Source organism: Psychrobacter sp. M9-54-1, from assembly GCF_016613355.1.
GTDB lineage: Bacteria > Pseudomonadota > Gammaproteobacteria > Pseudomonadales > Moraxellaceae > Psychrobacter > Psychrobacter faecalis.
In genome coordinates this window covers 24,546-46,827 of record NZ_JADGFW010000005.1, presented here as the reverse complement: position 1 = coordinate 46,827, position 22,282 = coordinate 24,546, and the positions used below count along the sequence as shown (strand labels likewise).

The window sequence follows — 22,282 nt, the reverse complement described above, 5'->3', positions numbered from 1 at the left end:
ATCAATTACTTAATAAGACATTTAATAGTTAATATCAGTTAGGTTAAGACTATAAGGTAGTTAACTTTTAGCACCCATAAATTGCGCCACATAGTCATCAGTGGGATTATTGCGTAACTCAGTTGCGCTACCAGTTTGTACCAGCCGCCCACCATTTAAAATACTGATACGTTGACCAACTTTGACTGCTTCATCGATATCATGGGTAATAAAGACGATGGTTTTATTAAGCCGTTCTTGTAAATCAAGCAACTGGTCTTGTAGTTGCGCGCGAATAAGGGGATCAAGTGCGGAGAATGCCTCATCCATCAGCAATATTGGATTGTCGGTCGCCAACGCCCGTGCCAGTCCTACCCGCTGCCGCATACCGCCAGATAATTCATCAGGATAGCTGCGTTCTAGATTGGGTAGCCCGACCTCATTGAGCCAATAACTTGCCACTTCATGGCGCTCCTTGGTACTCATTTTGCGCACACGTAAACCGTAAGCGACATTTTGTAGCACCGTCATATGAGGCACCAAACCAAAATGCTGAAACACCATACTGACTGTTTGCTGACGATAGTGCTGTAGCTCTTTATCATTGAGTGCTAGGATATTAATAGCAGAAGACTTTTCGTTTCTAGCCGGTAATTGCTCTTCGCTTGCGACCGCTGAATTAGAGACAGTTCCCTCTGTAGATTCTTTCGCGTTAATAGCGGTATCAACCCAAATTTTTCCGCTAGTTGGATCAATCAAACGATTGATATGGCGTATCAAGGTTGATTTACCAGAGCCTGACAAACCCATAATACAATGCAGCTCGCCCGCTTTAACGCTTAAATTGATATCATAAAGACCGACCGAATAGCCAGTCTGCTTTTTTACGGCAATGCTGTCCATACCTTCTGCCAATAATGCCAAGGCCGACTGCGCTTGCGAGCTGTTGGCATTATAAATCTTGCTGATATTTTCTAATTGAATATGGTTCATTGTGGCTCTCATTTTTTATTTTTATGATTCATCATTAACCAATTGGGCGTCTGCCCGCATCAATGGTTTTTTGCCGCGCGCGTTTTCCTTGCCCAAAGGCCTGCGTAATACGGTCAATGATAATAGCGACAATGACAATAGCAGTACCCGCTTGTAAGCCTTGACCGATATTAAGCGTTTGAATCGATTGCAACACATCTTCACCAAGACCCGGCGCGCCAATCATAGAAGCTAACACCACCATAGACAGCGACATCATGACCGCTTGATTAATACCCGCCATGATACTAGGCAGCGCTTGCGGCAATTTAATCCAAATCAGCAGTTGCAAATGGGTGCTACCAAACGAGCGTCCTGCTTCGACCATTTCATGATTGACTTGGGTAATTCCAAGTGTGGTCAGACGAATCAGCGGCGGCAAGGCATAGATAATGGTGGCAAATAGCGCAGGTACTTTACCAATGCCGAATAACATAAGCACGGGTATTAAATAGACAAAGCTTGGCATGGTCTGCATCACATCGAGTATCGGTGTGATAATTTTACGCAAGATTTTACTACCAGACACTGCGATACCGATTGGAATACCAACCACCACCGTGACCAGGACTGATACAATAAGCAGCGCAAAGGTATCAATCAGCGCACCCCATAGTCCAAACGCACCAATTAGAAATAATCCGACGCCACATGCCAGCGCGAACCATATTTTACGAACGCCAAACCATGCCAATACGGTCACCAGCGCAATGATTAGCCACGGCGGCATAAAGGTTAAAAAGCGCTCGATGGGTAACAATAGATAGGTTAAAGCGGCGCTACTAACACTGCGAAAAACGTCACCATAGTTTCTAACCACAGTCGCTAAGACGTTATTGAGCGATGTTTCAAGCGACCATGCAGGAAAGCTTGAGGACACGCTGAATAAGTTAGCGGTATTATTGTTTGTTGATCTATTTGAGGCAGCGTTATTTGACAAAGCGCCACCATTCAAGCTGACACCAAGCGTCGCCGCCATCTTCTGCGCCGCTTCTGGCGTTATCCACGTCTGCCAAATATCAGGATTTTGACGTAAAAATACCAGCGCTTGCTCATCACCGCTGCGCTTGTTTTCACTCATCTCTAAAATAGCGCCGTTGAGCTGATCCGGGGTAAATTTAACTTGTTTAAAAAAATCGGTCAGCTCAGGATTAGATTGTATAAAAGGCGTCGATACCGCGATACTCAAAGGAGAAACAGGAAAACCTGAGATGCAATCAGAAGTACCATCAGCTATTAATAAATCTTGCCAACAGGCATCATCGTGCGCAGGGAACTCTAATGGCGCAAAGTCGTATTTTGCCATGAGCCCAGTTGGTTGCCAGTAATAAAACAATAAGGGTTTATGCTGTTCAAAAGCAGAGGATATTTCGGCATCGAGCGCGGCGCCCGTACCAGGATGAACACTATTAAAAGTCTTATCTAAACCGGTATTTTTTAATAAACGGGTATTAAAAATCTCACATGCCCATCCTGACGGGCAGTTCATAAAGCGCGACTTGCGCGGGTCTTCAGGGTCTTTAAATAGCTCAGCGTATTTGGGCAAATCTTGATAACGACGCAGACCCGGATTTTCCTCTAGGACATATTTAGGCACATACCATCCTTGGGTCGCACCGCCTTCAAGCGTGTCGCCAATGATCGCCACCTTCTTATCTTCGATCGCTTGCTCTAAAATCGGCGAGCGCCCTATCCACTGCTCACCGATGACTTGGATATCATCTTGCAGCAGTGCATTTTCAAGCGCCGGACCTGCGCCCGGTATCTCAGTCACTTGACAGCCATAGCCGTTTTCAGTGATATATTTCAACACCCCAGTGGTAAATTGCCCACTCTCCCACGTGAGCGCACCAAATTTAATCGGCGCATCACAACTTGATACAGCAGCAGATACTGGTAAAGACAATATGAGTGAGCTTATCAATAATAAGCTAAAAGCAATCCATTGGCGCACGGCAGATCCTATTTATCGTTATTATTCTTAAAATTATCTCTAAGTTTAGTAAAGCTTATTTTTACACCTAAAGTCTGTTGTTTATTATTAATTTATTTACTTAGAGTGCGTCTAAAAACTAGCACTATTTTGTTTAGGTGGTCTACAAAGTGTAGCGATTTATAGATAAGATGACAAATGCTCATTCATTCTAAAAAGCGGTTTTTAACTACTTATTTTGAATGTTCTGAAGGTAATGGATTAACTTTTAGATAAAAAATAGCACCTACCTGAGTAGATGCTATTTTTTATAACGCTACTTATTTAAAGCGTATTGTTATTTTAAAAACAGTGCCATGGCTTTTTTAAATACACCACCATACGGCGGCAATAAAATATTAAGACCATTGAGCTTCGATTGTATGAATACCGGCTTCATATGACTAAGACGCTCAAAACCAGCTTTACCGTGGTAAGCGCCCGTACCTGAGTGCCCAACCCCGCCGAACGGCAAGTCATGCTGCGCCACATGCATAATGACTTCATTGATACACAGACCGCCTGACACCGTATTGTTACGCACCTGATCTATCTCGCTGCTGTTGTCACCAAAGACATAAAGTGCCAACGGGCGTGGACGCTCATTGATAAAATCAATAGCATCATCGAGAGTGTCATAGTGCATCAAGGGCAAAATCGGCGCAAAAATCTCGTTTTGCATCAGCTCACTATCAGGCGCAGGCTCTTTGACAATCACTGGCGGCATCAGGCGGCTGTCGTGATCAGCATCTGCATCCGTCAACTGATGGATATGGTCATCTTCTAGATCATCGAGATAGCCTTTGACGCGTTTAAACTGCTCGCCGTTGATGATGTGCGAGTAATCAGGATTGTCTGCAATATTGGGATAATGCTTTTCCATCCACTCTTTTGCCAGACGGGTAAATTCCTCATGATATTGACGTTGAACCAATACATAATCAGGCGCAATACAGGTTTGACCCGCATTAAGCGTTTTACCCATCATCACGCGATTAACAGCGTTTTCTAAATTAGCACCTTCTAAAACGACAACCGGCGACTTACCACCCAGCTCAAGGGTGACTGGCGTTAAGTTCGGTGCCGCCGCCGCCATGACTTTTTTGCCGACCGCAGTCGAGCCGGTATACAATAAATGGTCAAAAGGCAGTTTACTAAAGGCTTCGGCAATCTCAACTTCGCCAATCACCACAGAAACCATATCCGGTGAAAAATAACGCGAAATAGTCTCAGCAAAGGTTTGAGCAAATTGCGGTGCCGCCTCGCTCATCTTAATCATAATGCGATTGCCCGCTACCAGCGCATCAATCATCGGTCCGACTGCTAAAAATAGCGGGTAATTCCAAGGCACCATAATACCGACCACGCCAAGCGGCTGCGGCTGAATCTCATTATGAGCTGGCATATAAAGCGCTGAAATCGATACCCGCTGCGGCTTCATCCATTTTTTACCATTCTTTTTTGCATGGCTAATACCGGTAAAGCTTGGAAATAGCTCAGCAAACTGTGTTTCGGACTCACTGCGATAGCCAAAATCGGCACTAATCGCTTTGGCAAGTAGCGCTTGGTTGTCGCTTAGCATCACCTCTAGATTGTCGAGTTGATTTTCACGCGTGGTCCAATCATTGATAGGCTGCGTGCGGCTCAGCTTTTGTAAGCGCGCAAATTGCGCTTGCATATCAGCGACCGTTTTAATGATACTAAGAGACTCATCTGCATTATGAGCATGATTTGGTTTTTGAGTTTGATTGGTTGGCGTAGGCTCATTTTGAGAGGGTGTATTTTGATTACTATCAGTCATTTGTCTTCCTTGTTATGAGCGTTAGAGTCAGTACGCTATTATCGATTTAGGACTCTGAATCTATGGTCGTTAAAATAAGCAGTCTCTAAAGTACGAAAAGCGCCTGAGATTCCATTCAATGCTGCTAAACAGTATTTTATTCAATGCCGTTTAATGTAGCGCATTGTCCAATCAATGAACAGCACCTTTGATTGACTACTGGGTTTGTATGAAATACGTGTCAGGCAAGGGTTATATTGCCGCAATTTAACAGTATTTTTAACGCAGCTCGGACAATTAATTCATACATTAAACAGCAAAATTTAGATTTGGGCACAAAAGCTAAAACTGCTACACTAAATATCAATAAGAAGCCCCTTTTTTAATAACAAAACCATAAGACAATCACTCTCATGCAAAATACCGCGCAACCACTCAATGATATGCTGGTCAGCAAATCGCTCTCAGCTGCTGATTATGTCCCCACCCTTGATGCTATGCTATCGCGTACGTTAGCGCGTATCGCGCTCAAAAAAGAGCAAGGTCTACGCACGCCTGACGAGCTTTGGATTGTCGATCACAATGATGTCTATACGCTTGGACAAGCCGGTAAAGAAGAGCATATCCTACAACGTACCAATACCCCGATTATCAAGACCGACCGCGGCGGTCAGGTGACATGGCACGGGCATGGACAGTTGGTTATCTATTGGTTGTTTGATTTGGAAAGTCTGGGCTGGAGTGTGCGTAACATGGTATCGCACGCCGAGCAAGCGATTGAAGATGTGGTCAATGACTGCCTAAAAAGCCACGCGTTTAATACCAGTACCGATATCAGCGCCCATGCCCGCCGTGATGCGCCCGGTGTTTATTTATATAGCCATCTAAATACTGCCAGCAATGACAAGGCTCAACCACTCACTGAGCTTCCGACCGATGACGCTATTATGCTGGGTAAAATCGCCTCACTTGGCTTTAAAATCAAGCATGGTTTTAGCTATCATGGCGTTGCGATTAATTTAGATTGTGATTTATCGGCCTTTAATGCCATTAACCCTTGCGGCTATGCGGGCATGCAAATGTTACGACTGGCTGACTTCGTTGCGATGGATCAGCAAACGCAGGATGAGCAAACGGCAGATGAACAACTGGCAGTGCAGACCGCTAAACAATCTATGCAAGCAATGACCAACTGTTTAAGCTATGAGCAAGTGACCAAAAAACTTATCGATAATATTGCCAAGCGTCATGCTGGACATATCCAATTACGTGCCCTCGCTCCTAAATAGTTTTTAATTACTGTTTTTGCATAATCCTTTTTTGCATAATATCGTGCACGCTTAGACTTAAGCATTATGAGAAAATTTGAATCAAACTTGTTATAATCGCAGGCGCACAAATTGGGCGCAGCAATAACCTTAGCGCGCCAACATTTAACCCTTTATCATTGAAGCATTCATAACAAAAGCACCTTGGAGCAATTTATGGCAGATTTTAATAAAATTTTGGACGCAGGCGACGTCGATGGTGGCATCATTAATGTGGTCGTAGAAATCCCAACTGGTAGCAGCCATAAAATTGAGTGGAACCGCGAATTGGCGGTATTTGAGCTTGACCGTGTTGACCCACAGATTTTCGCCAAACCTTGTAACTACGGTTTTATCCCGCAAACCCTTGATGAAGATGGCGATGAGTTAGATGCGCTTATCATCACAGAACAGCCTTTGCCTACTGGCATTTTCTTAAAAGCGAAAGTTATCGGCGTGATGAAATTCGTTGATGATGGCGAAGTCGATGACAAAATCGTCGTCGTACCAGCTGATGACCGCGATACAGGCAATGCTTACAATAGTCTAGAAGACTTACCAAAGCAGCTGATCAACCAATTACAGTTCCATTTTAGCCACTATAAAGACCTTAAAAAAGCAGGTACAACAGTGGTCGAATCTTGGGGTGACGTCGCAGAAGCTAAAGAAGTCATCAAAGAGTCTATCCAACGCTGGAAAGACCTATAAATTATCCTAGATAATTTAAACAAGCGTTTATGGCAATTTTTTATTAAAATTCGCTAAGCGCTATGAAAATACCGCAGACATGATAATGGTTGCGGTATTTTTTTTCTTGAATTTTGCGGGGATAAAATGGTTATAATACCCTCACCTACCTAGTATCTCACCCAAATAAGGACTGTCATGTTCGACTCTGATTCAGGCTCAACGCCCGCCAATAAAAAACTGCCAAAAGCTGTGATGATGATGGTCGAAAAAGGCAATTTGGTGCAGGCAATTAAAACCTTGGCCGCTGATGAAAATATCAGTATGGATGCCGCTAAATCTCGCATAGATGCTTACGAGCTTGCGCTAAAGAACAAGCAGCAGCAAACTCTCACGACTATCGCCAATAAACAAGGTATCCCAAGCCAAGCTTTTAGCTTTGATAGAGAACAAGTGCAAGAAGAGCCTGAGCAATTGATTAGAAGTAAAGTCAAAAGCACGCCCTCTGAGCAAGGCTTCCAAAGTCTACAAGACGGCGTTGACAGCCAGCTTAATGATTTGGGCTATAAAAAACCGCTTATTCCTTATTGGGCAAAGCGGCTATTGGTCATTGCTATCGTTATGGCAGGACTGTTTTGGATAATGTGGCGTGTGTTTGGCTAGTCTGTTATAAGTGGTCTATTAATAGGTTTGAAGAGTGAAAGGACTGGTTTCGTTGGGAATATCTTCCTGCACGGCTAAATGTATATTGCCGTATGGAGGATTGGGAATGGCTTGCCCATAGCTAAAGGCTCAAGTCTTAATTAGGGAGCTGTATCAATCCTACACCCTTATAAGCATGAGTATTAACAGGCCTTTTCTTAAACTGAGAAACGTTTTTTAAGACAGCCAGTCATTTCGAACTCCCACGCCTTGAGCAGATTAAACTTTGTGCCAATCTTCAATGGCTTTGTAACCTGCTTCCAATCCCACATCGTAGCTATAACGGATCTTAGCTTTGTTTTTGGACAATCGACTTGCCATATTTTTTAAGTCAGGTGGGCAAACCTCTACGATTTTTTGTGAGGATGCAGAATGTAAAAATTGTACAGCCGCATTATAACGTTCTGTTCGTGCCAACAAGCTTTGGGCAAAACCCTGGCGTTGCTTAGAAAAATACTTGGCCAATAACTGATCACCTTTGTGACTTGCTTTATAGTAATCTTTAGGACGAGTACGGATAACCATCAGCTTAGCAACCCCCTCTTGTTGAGCAGCCCAATGTACAGGTAAAGCATCGGCCACGCCCCCATCAAAATATGGCTCGCCAGATATTTCTACTGCTTGTCGGGTGAGCACGGGAATAGAACTTGATGCTCTTAGACCATCCAAAATATTGTCCTCACAAGCTTTTATATAGGTCGCTTCACCTGAAACAGCGTGTGTTAGCACCATGTAAAATTCAGCATTATTAGTCAATAATTGTGCCTGATTCAGTGGATATTCTTGTTCCACCACGTTCCACATCCATTTCAAATCCAGTAAATCACCGCCTTTAAAAAAACGGCCATAATGAATAAACTCAGATCGCAGTGAATGATCTAGATAAATATGCAGGGTGCGATCTTGTTGTTCAGCTAAATAGTTAGCAACATTGGTAGAGCCTGAGGACACGCCCACACAAAGATCAAAAGGGTTGAAATGTTGTTGTAAAAATGCGTCTAAAACGCCACTGGTAAATGCGCCGCGCATTCCACCACCCTCTACTACTAGTGCTTGCCGTTGGTGTTTAAGCATTGAAAACCTCGAGTTAATCATTATAAATACCCTATTGAGTACGCTAAGCCAACCTATCAAAAAATATTACAAGCAGCGTTAGCGTCAATAAAAACCCCTGCTTTACTCATTGATATAAGCATTCATACTTTTTAGAGCGTTAAAAAAAGACACCGCAGTATCCTTTTTCCATTTTAGGTCAAGGTGAAATAAACCTACTCTAATGATGCTCACCCGGTAAAATTCTAGCAAAGGCACGCTGAGCAAGGTTTGGTTTTTTATTGCTAGTCAATCCAGCACGGGTACTTGGGAAAATACGGTAACCCATCGATTGAATACCAACGTTAATGGCTGGTGCTAATGAATAAGTCGCCGACGCAAATTTGCCCATGTTACTGGCAATACTGTTTGGTTTATGGACAATCGCTTTGGCGACCATCATCGCCGCTTCATCAGGCATCAGCGCAGGCATGTAGCGGTATAACTTAGTGGGCTCAATCATCGGTGTACGAACTAGGGGCATAAATATATTAGTGATTGTAATATTGTCACCTTTGACTTCGGCAGCTAGGCAACGGCTAAAAGCATCAAGTGCTGATTTTGATGCAACATAAGCGGCAAAACGCGGGCTATTCGCCAGCACACCAATCGATGATATATTAACAATTTGACCAGTCTGACGTTCAATCATCGTCGGCAAAAACCCAAGCACTATTTTAACCGCGCCAAAGTAATTGATATCCATGGTACGCTCAAAATCATGGAAGCGATCTATAGACTCGTGCACCGAGCGGCGAATTGAGCGACCGGCATTATTAACCAAGACATCTACATGACCGAAATCTGCCAAAATTTGCGCGCTGACTTTTTCTATCTCATCCATATTGGTCAGATCACAAGGGTAATAAGTAGCTTTACCACCAAGCTCCTCGATACTGTCTTTCACAGCTTTTAATTTGTCTTCAGTACGTGCCAGCAAGATCACATGAGCACCGCATTCACTGAGCAAATAGGCCGTACGCTCACCAATACCACTTGATGCCCCTGTGATAATAATATGCTTATCTTTGACTGCTTTGCTGATTGCTTTTTTTGAGGGGTTGGCCATAAAAGATCCTTTTCGTAAATGATACTTCCGTTAATGTTCGCCTAAAGCATAACAAATATAATTGGATTGAAGTTAATAAATAAGCCGTAAAATGCATTTAATATCATGAATATTAGCAGTTAGGTATTTATTATCAAGTGGATTGCTTAAACTGACCGTTTTTTCTTGCTATTCGTGCGCGTGTAAAAAGTCTTCGACCACGCGAAACTGCCCAGCGGTACTCTCTTCACCATACATGGCTTGGCGAAAAGCGTTGGAATTAGGGATGCCGGTGGTATACCACGCAATGTGCTTGCGAGCAATTCGGCAGCCTGAATATTCGCCGTAAAACTCATATAGCTCTTGCAAATGCGCTAGGACAATCTCTTTTATCTCGCTCACACTAGGTGCAGCAAGCACTTCTCCTGAGCGCAAAAAATGCTCGATATCGCGAAATATCCAAGGCTGCCCTTGCGCAGCACGCCCTATCATCACCGCATCACAACCGGTCAGCTCATAGACACGCTGCGCTTTTTGCGCGCTATCGATATCGCCATTAGCAATCACAGGAATATTAATGCTTTCTTTGACTTCGCGAATCAGCTCATAACGCGCTTCCCCAGTATACATATCCTCACGCGTTCGACCATGAATGGCAATCGCAGCAATACCCGCCTGCTCTGCTCGCTTGGCCACGCGCAAAATATTTTCGCGGCCATTTTCAAACCCCAAACGCGTTTTTAAGGTCACAGGAGCATCAACGGCTCCTACCGCCGCATCCAGTAAGCGCGCGACCAAATCTTCGTCTTGCAAGAGCGCAGATCCTGCCAATTTACGGCACACTTTTTTGGCCGGGCAGCCCATATTGATATCAATAATCTGCGCGCCATTATCAATCTGATAACGTGCCGCTTCTGCCAATTTATCCGGTTCTGCACCCGCTATCTGCGCAGAAATAGGCGCTATTTCGTTATCAAAATTGGCGCGGTAGAGCGATTTTTTGCGCGCATAAAGTGCAGTATCAGCGATGATCATCTCACTAACGGCATGCCCTGCGCCAAAGGATTTACAAAGTCTACGAAACGGATTGTCGGTCACGCCAGCCATCGGTGCGACCATCAGACGATTTTCAATCGTCAAGCCGCCAATAACCAAGGGCTGCAATAAAGGATGGTCATTATTAGCTTCTGCTGATGCTTGATTAGACACGGGATTATTTATAAGCATAAAAAACGGCTTGATTCGTAGTGAAAACAAGCCGTTATTCTAAGGGTTCTTAACTTTATTGCAAGTGATAGAGGCAATCATTTGCTTAGCGCACGTCAAGGAAAAAATGCCTATTTATCAAAAACACTGCCCTGCTCTAAGGTAATATCATTATCATGTACTTGCATACGCCACGGCAAAATGTCAGGAGATATATTAATAAAGTGCAAATATTTTTCAAACTGATCAATAATATCGTTAATCACTGAATCTGATTGATAGCCATATAAGTCATAGGTTTGCCCGCCGCGGCGTAGATAAACTTCCGCCCGATAATGATGCTCTTGCGGCAGTTTACTCGCCATCTCTTCCGTATAATAATCTGGCACTTCATGCTCTGATAAACGCACTTCGTACCAAAACTCGACGTTATCGCCGCCCCTGAGCTCAAATACCACGCGGTCATTGACTTCATCAAAATTCACCTCAGGCAACCAACCCGTTTCGGCAAACTTTTCAGCAACCTCATGCATCGACGATAAAACCGTTCCTTTAATATAACCCAAAACTTTATCGCGCGTTGGCTGCTGGGTTATATAGTCAATGCGGTCACGCCATGCATCTAGTTTCAACAGATGCGGCGGCAGATGATTGTCACTGGCCAGGCTTTGATTGCGATGACCTTCGATACGCAGCGCTCGCCACATGCCAAACATCGCAATCAAAATAATAATCGTAAAGGGCAAGGCGCTAACAATTGCCGCTGTTTGCAGCGCTTGCAGGCCACCTGCTAAGAGCAACGCCGAGGCAACAACGCCAAGTATCAATACCCAAAACGTACGCTGCCATGCCGGCGTATCACTACGGCCGCCCGCTGCGAGCGAGTCAATCACCAATGAACCTGAATCGGATGAGGTGATAAAAAAGGTAATGATAAGTACCACAGCCAGTACAGATACCACTTGGGTAAACGGTAGATTCTCAAGCAGTTTAAATAATGCAATCGCTTGGTTATTTTGCACTTCAGTAATCAGCGATTCATAGCCTTGAACCATAATCATATTTAGTGCTGTATCACCAAACACCGCGAACCAAAAGAAAGTAAAGATGGTAGGTACTAGCATCACGCCAACGATAAACTCGCGAATGGTACGACCACGACTAATCTTGGCAATAAAAATACCGACGAAAGGCGACCAAGAAATCGTCCATGCAAAAATGAATAGCGTCCAACTGGTAATCCAATCGCCTTGCTGATACGCCTGCAGACTAAAGGTACGCTCGACAATATTACCTAGATAACTACCCGTGTTTTCCATAAAGGCGTTGAGAATAAATATCGTCGGCCCTACCGCAAATACAAACAGCATCAACGCCGTTGCCAGTATCATGTTTAAGATAGATAAGCGTTTGACTCCTTTGTCCATACCTGCAAGCACTGATATCAAGGCCAACCCCGTAATCAAGACAATGGCAATTACTTGCACGGTTGTATTGACTGGAATGCTTGGTACGAGATAATTCAAACCCGTATTTATCTGCGACACTGAAATGCCAAGACTGGTGGCCAAACCAAATAAAGTACCCAAAATGGCGAACACATCAACCGCATGACCAATAGGCCCATGAATTTTTTCACCGATGATAGGGTACAGCGTCGAGCGCATCGATAGCGGCAAACCGTGACGAAAAGCAAAATACGCCAAGGTTAAAGCGACCACGCCATTAATTGCCCAAATATGAAAACCCCAATGGAAGTAAGCAATTTGCATCGCTTCTTTTGCCGCAGCTACAGTTTGTGGCTCTGATAGCGGCGGCGAGGCAAAGTGCGTCACTGGCTCCGCTACCCCATAAAATAGCAAAGCAATCCCGTACCCTGCCGAAAACAACATCGCAAACCATTCAATAAAATTGTACTGTGCCTCACCATGGTCAGGCCCTAGTTTGATACTGCCATAAGGCGAAAATGCGAGCACCACCACAAACATCAAAAACAGCGCGGTTGCTAGCATATAAAACCAGCCGAATGTCTCGGTGGTAAACTCTAGTACTTGGACAAACAAACCACTCGCCAGCTGTGGGTTGACCGATGTCCCCACTACCAGCAATAACATGACAATGGCCGTCGGTATAAATACTGGCATCAAAATAGTAGAGCGAGGTTTACTCATAAAAAATTCTCAAAAAATCTTAAATTTGGGTATGCGTCTAATATTGTTATATAACGCCCAGTTATTCAAATAAATTTTAAATCACTGAGCCAATAGTTACATTACCTAATAATGATAAAAAATATTGCTTTATTCATTAACATTGCTTTTTTATTAATATTGCTTTGTCTATTAATATTGAAAAACATCGCTATTTAACGAAAAAAGACAGCTGCTTAGCTGCCTTTTTTATCACACGAATACACATTTACTTATCAAACACACTGCCTTGCTCCAGCGTGATGTCATCATCATGTTGCTGCATACGCCATGGCAAGATATTTGGCGAAACATTGACAAAGTGTAGATACTTTTCAAATTGATCGATAATATCATTAATCACCGATTCAGACTGATAGCCATATAAATCATAGGTCTGACCACCGCGGCGCAGATAGACTTCGGCACGGTGATGATGCTCTTGTGGTAATTCATTGGCCATGTCTTCGGTATAATAATCAGGCACCTCGTGCTCTGACAAGCGCACTTCGTACCAGAATTCCACATTATCCCCGCGTCTTAGTTCTAGTACGGCGCGATTATTAATCTCATCATAATTGACCTCAGGTAACCAGCCGGTTTCGGCAAATTTCTCTGCCACCTCTTGCATCGACGATAGCACTGTACCTTTAATATAACCCAGCACTTTATCGCGCGTTGGCTGATTGGTCATATAATCAATACGGTCACGCCAAGCGTCTAGTTTTAACAGATGCGGCGGTAAATGATTGTCGTTGGCCAAACTCTCGTTACGATGGCCTTCGATACGCAGCGCTCGCCACATACCAAAGGTCGAGATCAAAATAATCACTGCAAACGGCAAGGCACTGACGATAGCGGCAGTTTGTAATGCACTCAAACCACCTGCGATAAGTAGCACCGCCGCGACAGCACCCTCAGTGACAACCCAAAACGTACGCTGCCACCAAGGCGTATCGCTACGTCCACCCGCCGCGAGCGAGTCAATCACCAATGAGCCTGAATCTGACGAAGTCACAAAAAAGGTAATGATCAATAGCACGGTCAATGACGAGACAATCTGAGTAAATGGTAGTTGCTCTAAAAGCTTAAATAACGCAATGGCTTGGTTGTTTTGTACCTCGCTAATCAGTGCCTCATAACCATCGACCATAATCATGTGTAGCGCAGTATCACCGAATACCGAGAACCAGAAAAAGGTAAACAACGTTGGCACCAGCATTACACCAAGAACAAACTCACGAATGGTACGTCCACGACTAATCTTGGCGATAAATAGCCCAACAAAAGGCGCCCAAGCAATGGTCCATGCAAAAATAAACAGCGTCCAGCTACCGATCCAATCGCTCGATTGATAGGCTTGTAAACTAAAGGTACGCTCGACGATATTACCCAAATAGCTACCTGTGTTTTCCATAAAGGCATTTAGAATAAATACTGAAGGTCCGACAACAAATACAAATAGCATCAAGGCAGTGGCGAGCACCATGTTTAAGATAGATAAGCGCTTTACCCCTTTGTCCATACCTGCTAGTACAGAAACGAGTGCCGCCGCCGTCACCAAGGCAATAATAATCACTTGTACCGTGGTACTGACTGGCACCGTATTTGGCAACAGATAATTTAAACCTGCATTAATTTGCGCGACTGACAATCCCAAACTGGTGGCGATACCAAACATAGTACCGACAATCGCAAACACATCGACGGTATGCCCAATGGGGCCATGGATTTTGTCACCGATTAGTGGATAGAGCGTTGAGCGCACGGACAATGGCAGACCATGCCGAAACGAGAAGTACGCTAGCGACAAGCCAACCACACCATAAATCGCCCAAATATGAAAACCCCAGTGAAAATAAGCAATTTGCATCGCCTCTTTTGCCGCCGCAATAGTCTGCGGCGTAGAGAGTGGTGGACTGGCAAAATGTAATACTGGCTCGGCGACACCATAAAACAACAAGGCAATGCCATACCCGGCTGAAAATAGCATGGCAAACCATTCAAGGAACTTATACTCAGCCTCGGCATGGTCAGGGCCCAACTTAATACTGCCATATGGTGAAAATGCTAAGGCGATAATAAACATCAAAAATATGGCAACTGCCAACATATAAAACCAGCCGAACGTATCGGTGGTAAATGCCAATACCTTACTAAACAACTCACCAGCTGCCTCAGGATTGATGGCTGTACCAATCACCAATAACAACATAATGGTGGCTGCGGGCACAAAGACGGGTAACAAAATAGTGGAGCGAGGTAATTTACTCATAAAAAGTGATGTCCTCAAAAAATAACAATAAATAAGAAAGCTAAATACAACAAGAAAAGGTAGCACTGCCCACTTTATGGATTTGTACGAATAAAGGCAGTAGATGGTTCGGCTCTTATCAAACCGCTTATAAAGTAAATATAATTTTTATCACACTCTCTGCAAAAACCCTAGGCAAGTCCCCAACTCGTAACACTATTTTAACCTTTGTTACATGACTATTACTCAGCAATAAAAAAGGCAACTTGTTAGCTGCCTTTTTTTTAATGGTTATATTATTAATAGTTAATTTAAGATATTAGGCATCAATAGCCTCGGCTAACTGCTTGGCCATTTCCGCAAGCTCACCTTGATCTGCTTGCGTGACCGCATGGCGGCCTAGCTCGTGGATGCTAGATGGAATCAGATGGACATGATAATGAAAGACGGTTTGCCCTGCTTGCGCGCCATTTAACTGCATTTGAATAATACCCTCACGCTCGAATACTTGGCGCTGCGCTTGTATGACTTTTTTGGACGTCATTAACACAGCGGCGGCGTATTCTGGCTCAAGATCGGCCAAATCAACGGCTTTTTGCTTAGGAATCACCAATACATGACCCTTTGCTTGCGGCATGATATCCATAAAGGCAAGGGTTTTGTCATCCTCGAACACTTTATGATAAGGAATATCACCGTTTAACATTTTGGCAAAGATATTATTATCATCGTATTTGGTTTGATTATCTTGACTCATTTTTATTCCTTAATTGGTGGTCATTAATTATTTATCATTACGTGGTTATCAGTACTAAAGGGTAAATAGCTCAGCAAATATAGTGGACGAAATTTGGATTGAGTACAAGTGGCTGATACATTCACTAGCCACTTTCAATTTTACTGAGTTTTGCTACCAACAATTCTATAAGTGATACGATTAATTTATTGGCGAGCCGTGCGCTTTAAATGTTATATTAATCCTCTATTTTAATCACCTCAGGTTTATGGATTTGACTGCCTTGCCAACCCAATTATCCCAATCATCAAACATTACTGACGCTCATAGCGACCACGCTTATGACACTATGAGAAATCATACTGCGGTTAATGAAACGCTTGAAGATAGCGCACCGTCAACTATGTCAAGCATTGAGCCAAACGCCATTATCTTAGCTGAGGCATTAACTGATAAGGCAATCAGTTGGCGTATCCATAATTGTAAAATCAGCAAAAAAATCATGACGCAGGATATGCCACTGCCCTTTTTGTATCATTACGACAGTTTAGATGACAGCATTAAACAGACTTATCCATTAACACCTGCCCTACTTGCCCAGTTTAATACCCCCATGACAGCTGACGAGGCGGCGAAAATTATCGGTATTGATAAGGCGCTGATCACCAGCCCTTGGCATGTCAAAGTGATTGGCTCATTGGTGGTGTTTAGCGAAGCGCTGCAATTGGCCGTACGCCTGCATTGGACCAATACTGGTAAAGACACCCAGCAAATTTATACTAAAGACGAAGCCGATGCGCTTACTGCTGCTTTTAAAGAGTGGCAGTTTTTTGGTCGTATTGATGTGCTTTATAAGAATACTAAACAGACACTTATCAGTATTGATGAGCACGCCGAAAACGATAAACAGCTACTGACTATTGCTGCCAGTCCTGACTATCAATTCTTGCCAGCGCCTCACGCCTTAGTCGTCATCGCCAAACTTGAAACCGATAAAGCCGATTTGCCATGGTTTGAGAGCGCTATTTTAGAGCGCCTCGTTTAAATATTGACCCTCAAGTCTTTATGATTATTGGTTAATGATTTTCAGTTATCCATATCTAATGGTATGGTAACGCCTTAGTATTATTCACTAGTACTCACATGGCATAAAAAGCACACTATCCGTATGACAGCGGATGCTGCAGACGTTTATAAATCTCGCTTATTTGTAAGGAATATCACATGGATTATCGCTCAAAAACTTCTACTGGCGGTCGTAATATGGCAGGTGCGCGTGCCCTATGGCGTGCGACGGGTATGACGGATGGCGACTTTGGCAAACCGATTATCGCCATTGCCAACTCCTTTACCCAGTTTGTCCCCGGTCACGTGCATCTAAAAGACTTGGGGCAACTGGTGGCGCGTGAGATTGAAAAAGCGGGCGGCGTGGCAAAAGAGTTTAATACTATTGCGGTCGATGACGGTATTGCCATGGGACACAGCGGTATGTTGTATTCATTACCAAGCCGTGATTTGATTGCGGACTCGGTTGAGTATATGGTCAACGCCCACTGCGCCGACGCCCTAGTCTGTATTTCTAACTGCGATAAAATCACCCCTGGTATGCTGATGGCAGCCATGCGCCTCAATATCCCTGTTGTTTTCGTCTCTGGCGGCCCGATGGAAGCGGGCAAGGTCATCGCTAGTACTGTCGCTCATAGCCATAATAATGATGGCGGTAGCGACGTCCATACCACTGACAGTAAAGGCAATGCCATTCGTAAGCTTGATTTGGTCGATGCCATGATGGACGCCGCCGACGATAATATCAGCGATGAAGATGTCTTAGCGATTGAAAGCTCGGCTTGCCCAACTTGTGGCTCATGCTCTGGAATGTTTACCGCCAACTCAATGAACTGCTTGACCGAAGCATTAGGCTTATCATTGCCGGGTAATGGCTCGCTATTAGCCACGCATTCGTTACGCCGCGAGTTGTTTTTAGAAGCAGGTCGCACGATTGTATCATTGGCCAAGCGCCGTTATGAGCAAGATGATGACTCTGTATTACCACGCTCTATCGCTACCAAAGCCGCTTTTGAAAATGCCATGAGCTTAGATATTGCAATGGGTGGTTCGACCAATACTATCTTGCATCTATTGGCTGCCGCCAATGAAGCGGAAGTTGATTTTAAAATGCACGATATTGACCGCCTAAGCCGTAGTGTCCCTTGCCTGTCGAAAGTCGCTCCTGCTTCACAAAAATACCATATGGAAGACGTCCACCGTGCTGGTGGCGTGATGGCGTTACTTGCCGAGCTTGACCGTGCTGGCTTATTAACCACCGATATCCCTACTATTCATAGCGCAAGCATGAAAGAAGCTATCGATAAATGGGATATCATGAATCCTGATAACACTGAGGCACGTGCACGCTATATTGCCGCTCCTGGTGGCGTTCGTACCACGCAGGCCTTCTCACAATCAAAAGAATGGTCGAACCTTGATGTCAATCGTGAGTCAGGCTGTATTCGTAGTGCTCAGCATGCCTATTCAACCGATGGCGGCTTAGCAGTACTATACGGCAACATCGCTGAGCGCGGCTGCGTGGTCAAAACCGCAGGCGTCGATGAAAGCATCTTAGTCTTTACCGGACGCGCGCGTATTTTTGAATCGCAAGATGCTGCCGTAGCCGCCGTACTTGATGACCAAATTGTCGCTGGCGATGTGGTTATTATTCGCTATGAAGGGCCAAAAGGTGGGCCTGGTATGCAAGAAATGCTGTATCCAACGACTTACCTAAAGTCTAAAGGCTTGGGTAAAGAATGTGCGCTGTTAACTGACGGTCGTTTCTCTGGTGGTACGTCAGGCTTATCCATTGGTCATGCCAGCCCAGAAGCAGCTGAAGGCGGCGCGATTGGTTTAGTACAAGAAGGCGATACCATTCACATTGATATCCCAAACCGCACCATCAATATGCAAGTCAGTGATGCCGAGCTTGCTGCGCGCCGCGAAGAGATGGAAGCGCGTGGTCGCGATGCGTGGAAGCCTGTAAGCCGTGAGCGTCACGTCTCGCCTGCCCTACGTGCTTATGCAGCTATGACTACCAGTGCCGATACGGGTGCCGTCCGTGATGTGAGCCAAGTTGAGCGTTAAATAAGTCTGTAAACGCAATGATTTATCACTAACCTTATAGAATTACCCAAAGCCTGCACCATGCAGGCTTTTTTTTCACCAAAAAACAACGCTACCGCCGTTCTGATAACGTTTTTTTGCGGTATTAAAAGGGTTTTACCGTCATTATTAATAGCAATTAAACCTCTTGTAACTTTATCTTTTTAAAACCAAAAAATAGCGTGCACCAAACTTATGATTGAAAACTATAATTTATTCTTATTGGTCTGCGGTATTGCCTTTTTATTCGGGGCACTGTTTCCTATTCTTTTTAAACGTACGCCCATTTCGCTGCCCATGCTGCAAGTAAGCTTTGGTTTACTCATGGGCTATTGGTGGACCAGTTTATCTTTTTTAAATCCGATGGATAACGGTTTAATTATCGAAAAACTGACCGAAATCGTGGTATTGGTTTCGCTGGTTGGTGCAGGTATCAAGATAGATACTGAGCTGTCGTGGCACCTATGGCGTCCGACTGTGCGCTTACTACTTATCACCATGCCGATTGGTATTTTTGTAATGGCAGCATTGGGCTATTATGCTTTTGGTTTGACATTAGGCGCGGCCATCTTGCTCGGTGCCGTACTGGCTCCGACCGATCCTGTGCTCGCCTCTAGCATCCAAGTTGGACCGCCTAATACTGGTGGCGAAGATACACCGCGCTTTACTTTGACCTCAGAAGCAGGATTAAATGATGGCTTGGCGTTCCCATTTGTCTATCTGGCGATTAAGGTCGCGGAAGCTTATAGCGGCGGGCAGCAGTTCACAGGTGAAATGCTGTGGCAATGGTTTACGACTGATGTGCTGTGGAAAATTGGCGCAGGTTTGGTAGTCGGGATTGTGGTTGGTAAATTACTAGCAAAATTGGTTTTTTCAAAATATAGCCACAATACCACCATCTCACAAGGCTATGTCGTCATTGCTCTCACCTTGCTGGCCTATGGTTTGGCAGAATATGTGCACAGCTATGGCTTCATTGCAGTATTTATCGCCGCCTTTGCTTTTCGGCGCTCGGAGCGTGAACACAGTTATCACCAAAAGCTGCACGATTTTGCTGAGCAGTCAGAAGGCTTACTGATGTCCTTAGTTCTTGTGGTTTTTGGTATGTTTTTAGGTCAAGGACTGCAAGCTGGCGTTGAGCTGACATGGCGCGTCTATATCGTCAGCTTTACCTTTTTATTATTGATTCGACCGATTGGCGGATTGATTGCTCTATCAGGGTTAAAGCTGCCCTATACTGAAAAGTATGCCATTTCTGCCCTCGGTATTCGTGGTATTGGCACCTTATATTATCTGTCTTACGCCCTCAATCAAGGCTTCTTCGATGAAGTAGACGCTGTTAAACTTTGGATAGTCTGCTCAATTGTCATTTTGGCCTCTATCTTTATCCATGGTTTGATTTCCCCAAGGTTGCTTAAGCTCACGCCTAATAAGCCGCGCCATGGGTAGTGGGTAATTTCGGACGCCTACCTCAATACTTTTGCTAGTTATAGTGTTGCTACTTATCATTTAAGCATCTGTATTTCTGTTTTTCATACTGGCAACAAGAATATTGAGGTAAGTTCAAGAGTCACGTCTACTAGATTTCAGCGTCAATCAAATCTAATACCGCTTCCGTCAGCGCAAACTGGCGGACGTCATTGAGCATCGTTACATCAAAGTTATGGATAAAGGCAAACGACAATTGCCGCGCAGGATCACACCACGCAACCGAACCGTTATAACCCATGTGCCCAAAACCTTGCGCGCTCATATTAGAAGCTTCACTTTGACAAATGCTAAACCTGCGATGATAACCCAAACGCCAGTTCATTTTCGCCGGCATTACCGCGTCCATGCCAGTGGTTTGCGGGGTTGAAAGCTGCTTAAATGTTGCGTCGTCAATTAATGTCTGCCCCTGCCATGTACCGCCATTGGCTAGCATGGCATAAATAGTTGCTAATGCTTGCGCTGATGCCACGCCGTTGGCAGCGGGAATGATGGCTTGTAGCGTCCGTTTATCGTAATAATCGATAGGTTGTTTATTAGCCAACACAAGAGCCGATTTATAGTTTTTTAGATTAAGCTGGCTGTTATTAAAGTATAAACGGTTAATTTTTGCGGTATCCAAATTAAGCAGCTCATCTGCCATTGCGCTTTCATTTGCGCCTGCTTGATTGGTTAGCGCTCTTTTTTGCCAACAAGTATAGCTTGGTAGGCTTGAATAAATACGCAAAGTATTTTCAGAATCCGCTCTTAACACGGGTTTGCTGCGGCGAGGTCGCGCTTGCGACAGCTCCTGATTGCTTATTTGCTGGGCTGTGTGTTCGTCTGTTTGGAAATATTTGACCAAATGAGCCACTTCATCTACTTTATCGTCTGGCACCCCAAAATAACAGCTGTCTGCAATTCCTAGCGGCTCAGTCAAATAGTGACGCAGCGCTGTGGCTAATGACATATGGGTAACGGCTTCTATCACGCCGCCCAGTACCCAGCCATAAACCAAGGCGCTATAAGCGCTCTCATATAAGGCGCTGTCTTCAGGCGCTATTACTGGCATAGCAGCAACCTTTTCTAGCATGAGCTGCCAATCGAGCACTGTGTCGTTATCGACATCGATACTTTGAATCGAAAACAAGTTGCCTTGATGCGACATGACACTACGTAAAGTAATCTGTTCTTTTCCTTGCGCGGCAAAAGCAGGCCAATAATCCGCAATCGCTCGGTCATAATCAAGCATATGCTCGGAGACCAACACATGCACCAATGTCGCCAACACCCCTTTCCCTGTTGAAAAATTCAGCGATAGGGTATCGGGGCTCCATGACAAATCCGCGCGCGCTAGCCCGACACTGGCTTGAGCAATACATTGCCCCGTTTGATAAACAACTAAAGCTCCACCCGCTGGTGCGTCATCAAGCTGCAAATCTGTTAGCAATTGTTGTAATTTTTGCTGAATAATAGGATTAATAGACGTATAGACGGTTTGATTATTAGCTTTCTCATTATTATTTTTCATTCTTCACTCGCTCTATTTATAAAAATGTTTCTTATATCCAAAAAACTACTTAACTATTTAGCTAATTAATGACGAGATTCGCTCATAAAAAAGGCAACCTATTGGTCGCCTTTTTGTTGTATATCGCTCATATGTAGCGTGTACAGT

The 22,282-nt window shown here is 44.3% G+C and carries 16 protein-coding genes; 6 read left to right on the top strand and 10 right to left on the bottom strand.

Annotated features, from left to right (window positions below; genetic code table 11):
* Nucleotides 1-60: 60 nt before the first annotated feature.
* The 3 genes from IQ457_RS02380 to IQ457_RS02370 form a co-directional block, all read right to left on the bottom strand.
* Nucleotides 61-972: an ATP-binding cassette domain-containing protein gene (locus tag IQ457_RS02380; protein WP_200661933.1), complete on the bottom strand. Its 912-nt coding sequence runs from the start codon at nucleotides 970-972 to the stop codon at nucleotides 61-63.
* Between the two features lie 34 nt (nucleotides 973-1,006).
* Nucleotides 1,007-2,965 carry a glycine betaine ABC transporter substrate-binding protein gene (locus IQ457_RS02375; protein ID WP_200661931.1) on the bottom strand — a complete coding sequence of 653 codons (1,959 nt, stop codon included), beginning with the start codon at nucleotides 2,963-2,965 and terminating at the stop codon, nucleotides 1,007-1,009.
* Between the two features lie 316 nt (nucleotides 2,966-3,281).
* Complete coding sequence (locus IQ457_RS02370) at nucleotides 3,282-4,784, bottom strand: coniferyl aldehyde dehydrogenase (protein WP_193030609.1); 1,503 nt, start codon at nucleotides 4,782-4,784, stop codon at nucleotides 3,282-3,284.
* Between the two features lie 392 nt (nucleotides 4,785-5,176).
* Between IQ457_RS02370 and lipB the strand changes: the two genes are divergently transcribed.
* The 3 genes from lipB (at nucleotide 5,177) to IQ457_RS02355 (ending at nucleotide 7,420) form a co-directional block, all read left to right on the top strand.
* Nucleotides 5,177-6,052: a lipoyl(octanoyl) transferase LipB gene (gene lipB / locus IQ457_RS02365; protein WP_200661929.1), complete on the top strand. Its 876-nt coding sequence runs from the start codon at nucleotides 5,177-5,179 to the stop codon at nucleotides 6,050-6,052.
* 195 nt (nucleotides 6,053-6,247) lie between these two features.
* Entirely contained in the window at nucleotides 6,248-6,778 is a 531-nt protein-coding gene (locus IQ457_RS02360) for an inorganic diphosphatase (protein WP_025651820.1), read from the top strand.
* Nucleotides 6,779-6,955: 177 nt separating this feature from the next.
* Nucleotides 6,956-7,420: a hypothetical protein gene (locus IQ457_RS02355; RefSeq protein WP_198329175.1), complete on the top strand. Its 465-nt coding sequence runs from the start codon at nucleotides 6,956-6,958 to the stop codon at nucleotides 7,418-7,420.
* Nucleotides 7,421-7,678: 258 nt separating this feature from the next.
* Here the strand turns inward: IQ457_RS02355 and IQ457_RS02350 are convergent, their stop codons facing one another.
* The 6 genes from IQ457_RS02350 to IQ457_RS02325 form a co-directional block, all read right to left on the bottom strand.
* Complete coding sequence (locus tag IQ457_RS02350) at nucleotides 7,679-8,533, bottom strand: patatin-like phospholipase family protein (RefSeq protein ID WP_200662092.1); 855 nt, start codon at nucleotides 8,531-8,533, stop codon at nucleotides 7,679-7,681.
* Nucleotides 8,534-8,732: 199 nt separating this feature from the next.
* On the bottom strand, nucleotides 8,733-9,620 hold the full coding sequence (locus IQ457_RS02345; protein WP_200661927.1) for an SDR family NAD(P)-dependent oxidoreductase: 888 nt from the start codon (nucleotides 9,618-9,620) through the stop codon (nucleotides 8,733-8,735).
* A 168-nt stretch (nucleotides 9,621-9,788) separates the two neighbouring features.
* The gene (gene dusB, locus IQ457_RS02340; protein WP_144297609.1) at nucleotides 9,789-10,826 is read right to left on the bottom strand and encodes a tRNA dihydrouridine synthase DusB; all 1,038 of its coding nucleotides are present in this window, start codon (nucleotides 10,824-10,826) and stop codon (nucleotides 9,789-9,791) included.
* Between the two features lie 110 nt (nucleotides 10,827-10,936).
* Nucleotides 10,937-12,976, bottom strand: coding sequence for a BCCT family transporter (locus IQ457_RS02335; protein ID WP_200661926.1), 2,040 nt, complete (start codon nucleotides 12,974-12,976; stop codon nucleotides 10,937-10,939).
* Between the two features lie 247 nt (nucleotides 12,977-13,223).
* Nucleotides 13,224-15,269, bottom strand: coding sequence for a BCCT family transporter (locus IQ457_RS02330; protein WP_200661925.1), 2,046 nt, complete (start codon nucleotides 15,267-15,269; stop codon nucleotides 13,224-13,226).
* Nucleotides 15,270-15,567: 298 nt separating this feature from the next.
* Complete coding sequence (locus IQ457_RS02325; RefSeq protein WP_144297606.1) at nucleotides 15,568-16,005, bottom strand: HIT family protein; 438 nt, start codon at nucleotides 16,003-16,005, stop codon at nucleotides 15,568-15,570.
* Nucleotides 16,006-16,252: 247 nt separating this feature from the next.
* Here IQ457_RS02325 and IQ457_RS02320 point away from each other — a divergent pair, with 247 nt between their 5' ends.
* The 3 genes from IQ457_RS02320 (at nucleotide 16,253) to IQ457_RS02310 (ending at nucleotide 20,586) form a co-directional block, all read left to right on the top strand.
* Nucleotides 16,253-17,029, top strand: coding sequence for a hypothetical protein (locus IQ457_RS02320; protein ID WP_200661924.1), 777 nt, complete (start codon nucleotides 16,253-16,255; stop codon nucleotides 17,027-17,029).
* Between the two features lie 179 nt (nucleotides 17,030-17,208).
* On the top strand, nucleotides 17,209-19,119 hold the full coding sequence (ilvD, locus tag IQ457_RS02315; RefSeq protein ID WP_200661923.1) for a dihydroxy-acid dehydratase: 1,911 nt from the start codon (nucleotides 17,209-17,211) through the stop codon (nucleotides 19,117-19,119).
* 213 nt (nucleotides 19,120-19,332) lie between these two features.
* Nucleotides 19,333-20,586, top strand: coding sequence for a cation:proton antiporter (locus tag IQ457_RS02310; RefSeq protein ID WP_200661922.1), 1,254 nt, complete (start codon nucleotides 19,333-19,335; stop codon nucleotides 20,584-20,586).
* A gap of 130 nt (nucleotides 20,587-20,716) precedes the next feature.
* Here IQ457_RS02310 and IQ457_RS02305 read toward each other — a convergent pair whose 3' ends face one another.
* Nucleotides 20,717-22,135 (bottom strand): serine hydrolase domain-containing protein, encoded by a 1,419-nt coding sequence (locus tag IQ457_RS02305; protein ID WP_200661921.1) that lies wholly within the window; start codon nucleotides 22,133-22,135, stop codon nucleotides 20,717-20,719.
* Nucleotides 22,136-22,282 lie beyond the last annotated feature (147 nt).

Coding starts and splice junctions, on each gene's coding strand:
- IQ457_RS02380 (WP_200661933.1), bottom strand. CDS start 972: ATGAACCATATTCAATTAGAAAATATCAGCAAGATTTATAATGCCAAC.
- IQ457_RS02370 (WP_193030609.1), bottom strand. CDS start 4,784: ATGACTGATAGTAATCAAAATACACCCTCTCAAAATGAGCCTACGCCA.
- lipB (WP_200661929.1), top strand. CDS start 5,177: ATGCAAAATACCGCGCAACCACTCAATGATATGCTGGTCAGCAAATCG.
- IQ457_RS02360 (WP_025651820.1), top strand. CDS start 6,248: ATGGCAGATTTTAATAAAATTTTGGACGCAGGCGACGTCGATGGTGGC.
- IQ457_RS02355 (WP_198329175.1), top strand. CDS start 6,956: ATGTTCGACTCTGATTCAGGCTCAACGCCCGCCAATAAAAAACTGCCA.
- IQ457_RS02350 (WP_200662092.1), bottom strand. CDS start 8,533: ATGCTTAAACACCAACGGCAAGCACTAGTAGTAGAGGGTGGTGGAATG.
- IQ457_RS02345 (WP_200661927.1), bottom strand. CDS start 9,620: ATGGCCAACCCCTCAAAAAAAGCAATCAGCAAAGCAGTCAAAGATAAG.
- dusB (WP_144297609.1), bottom strand. CDS start 10,826: ATGCTTATAAATAATCCCGTGTCTAATCAAGCATCAGCAGAAGCTAAT.
- IQ457_RS02335 (WP_200661926.1), bottom strand. CDS start 12,976: ATGAGTAAACCTCGCTCTACTATTTTGATGCCAGTATTTATACCGACG.
- IQ457_RS02330 (WP_200661925.1), bottom strand. CDS start 15,269: ATGAGTAAATTACCTCGCTCCACTATTTTGTTACCCGTCTTTGTGCCC.
- IQ457_RS02325 (WP_144297606.1), bottom strand. CDS start 16,005: ATGAGTCAAGATAATCAAACCAAATACGATGATAATAATATCTTTGCC.
- IQ457_RS02320 (WP_200661924.1), top strand. CDS start 16,253: ATGGATTTGACTGCCTTGCCAACCCAATTATCCCAATCATCAAACATT.
- ilvD (WP_200661923.1), top strand. CDS start 17,209: ATGGATTATCGCTCAAAAACTTCTACTGGCGGTCGTAATATGGCAGGT.
- IQ457_RS02310 (WP_200661922.1), top strand. CDS start 19,333: ATGATTGAAAACTATAATTTATTCTTATTGGTCTGCGGTATTGCCTTT.
- IQ457_RS02305 (WP_200661921.1), bottom strand. CDS start 22,135: ATGAAAAATAATAATGAGAAAGCTAATAATCAAACCGTCTATACGTCT.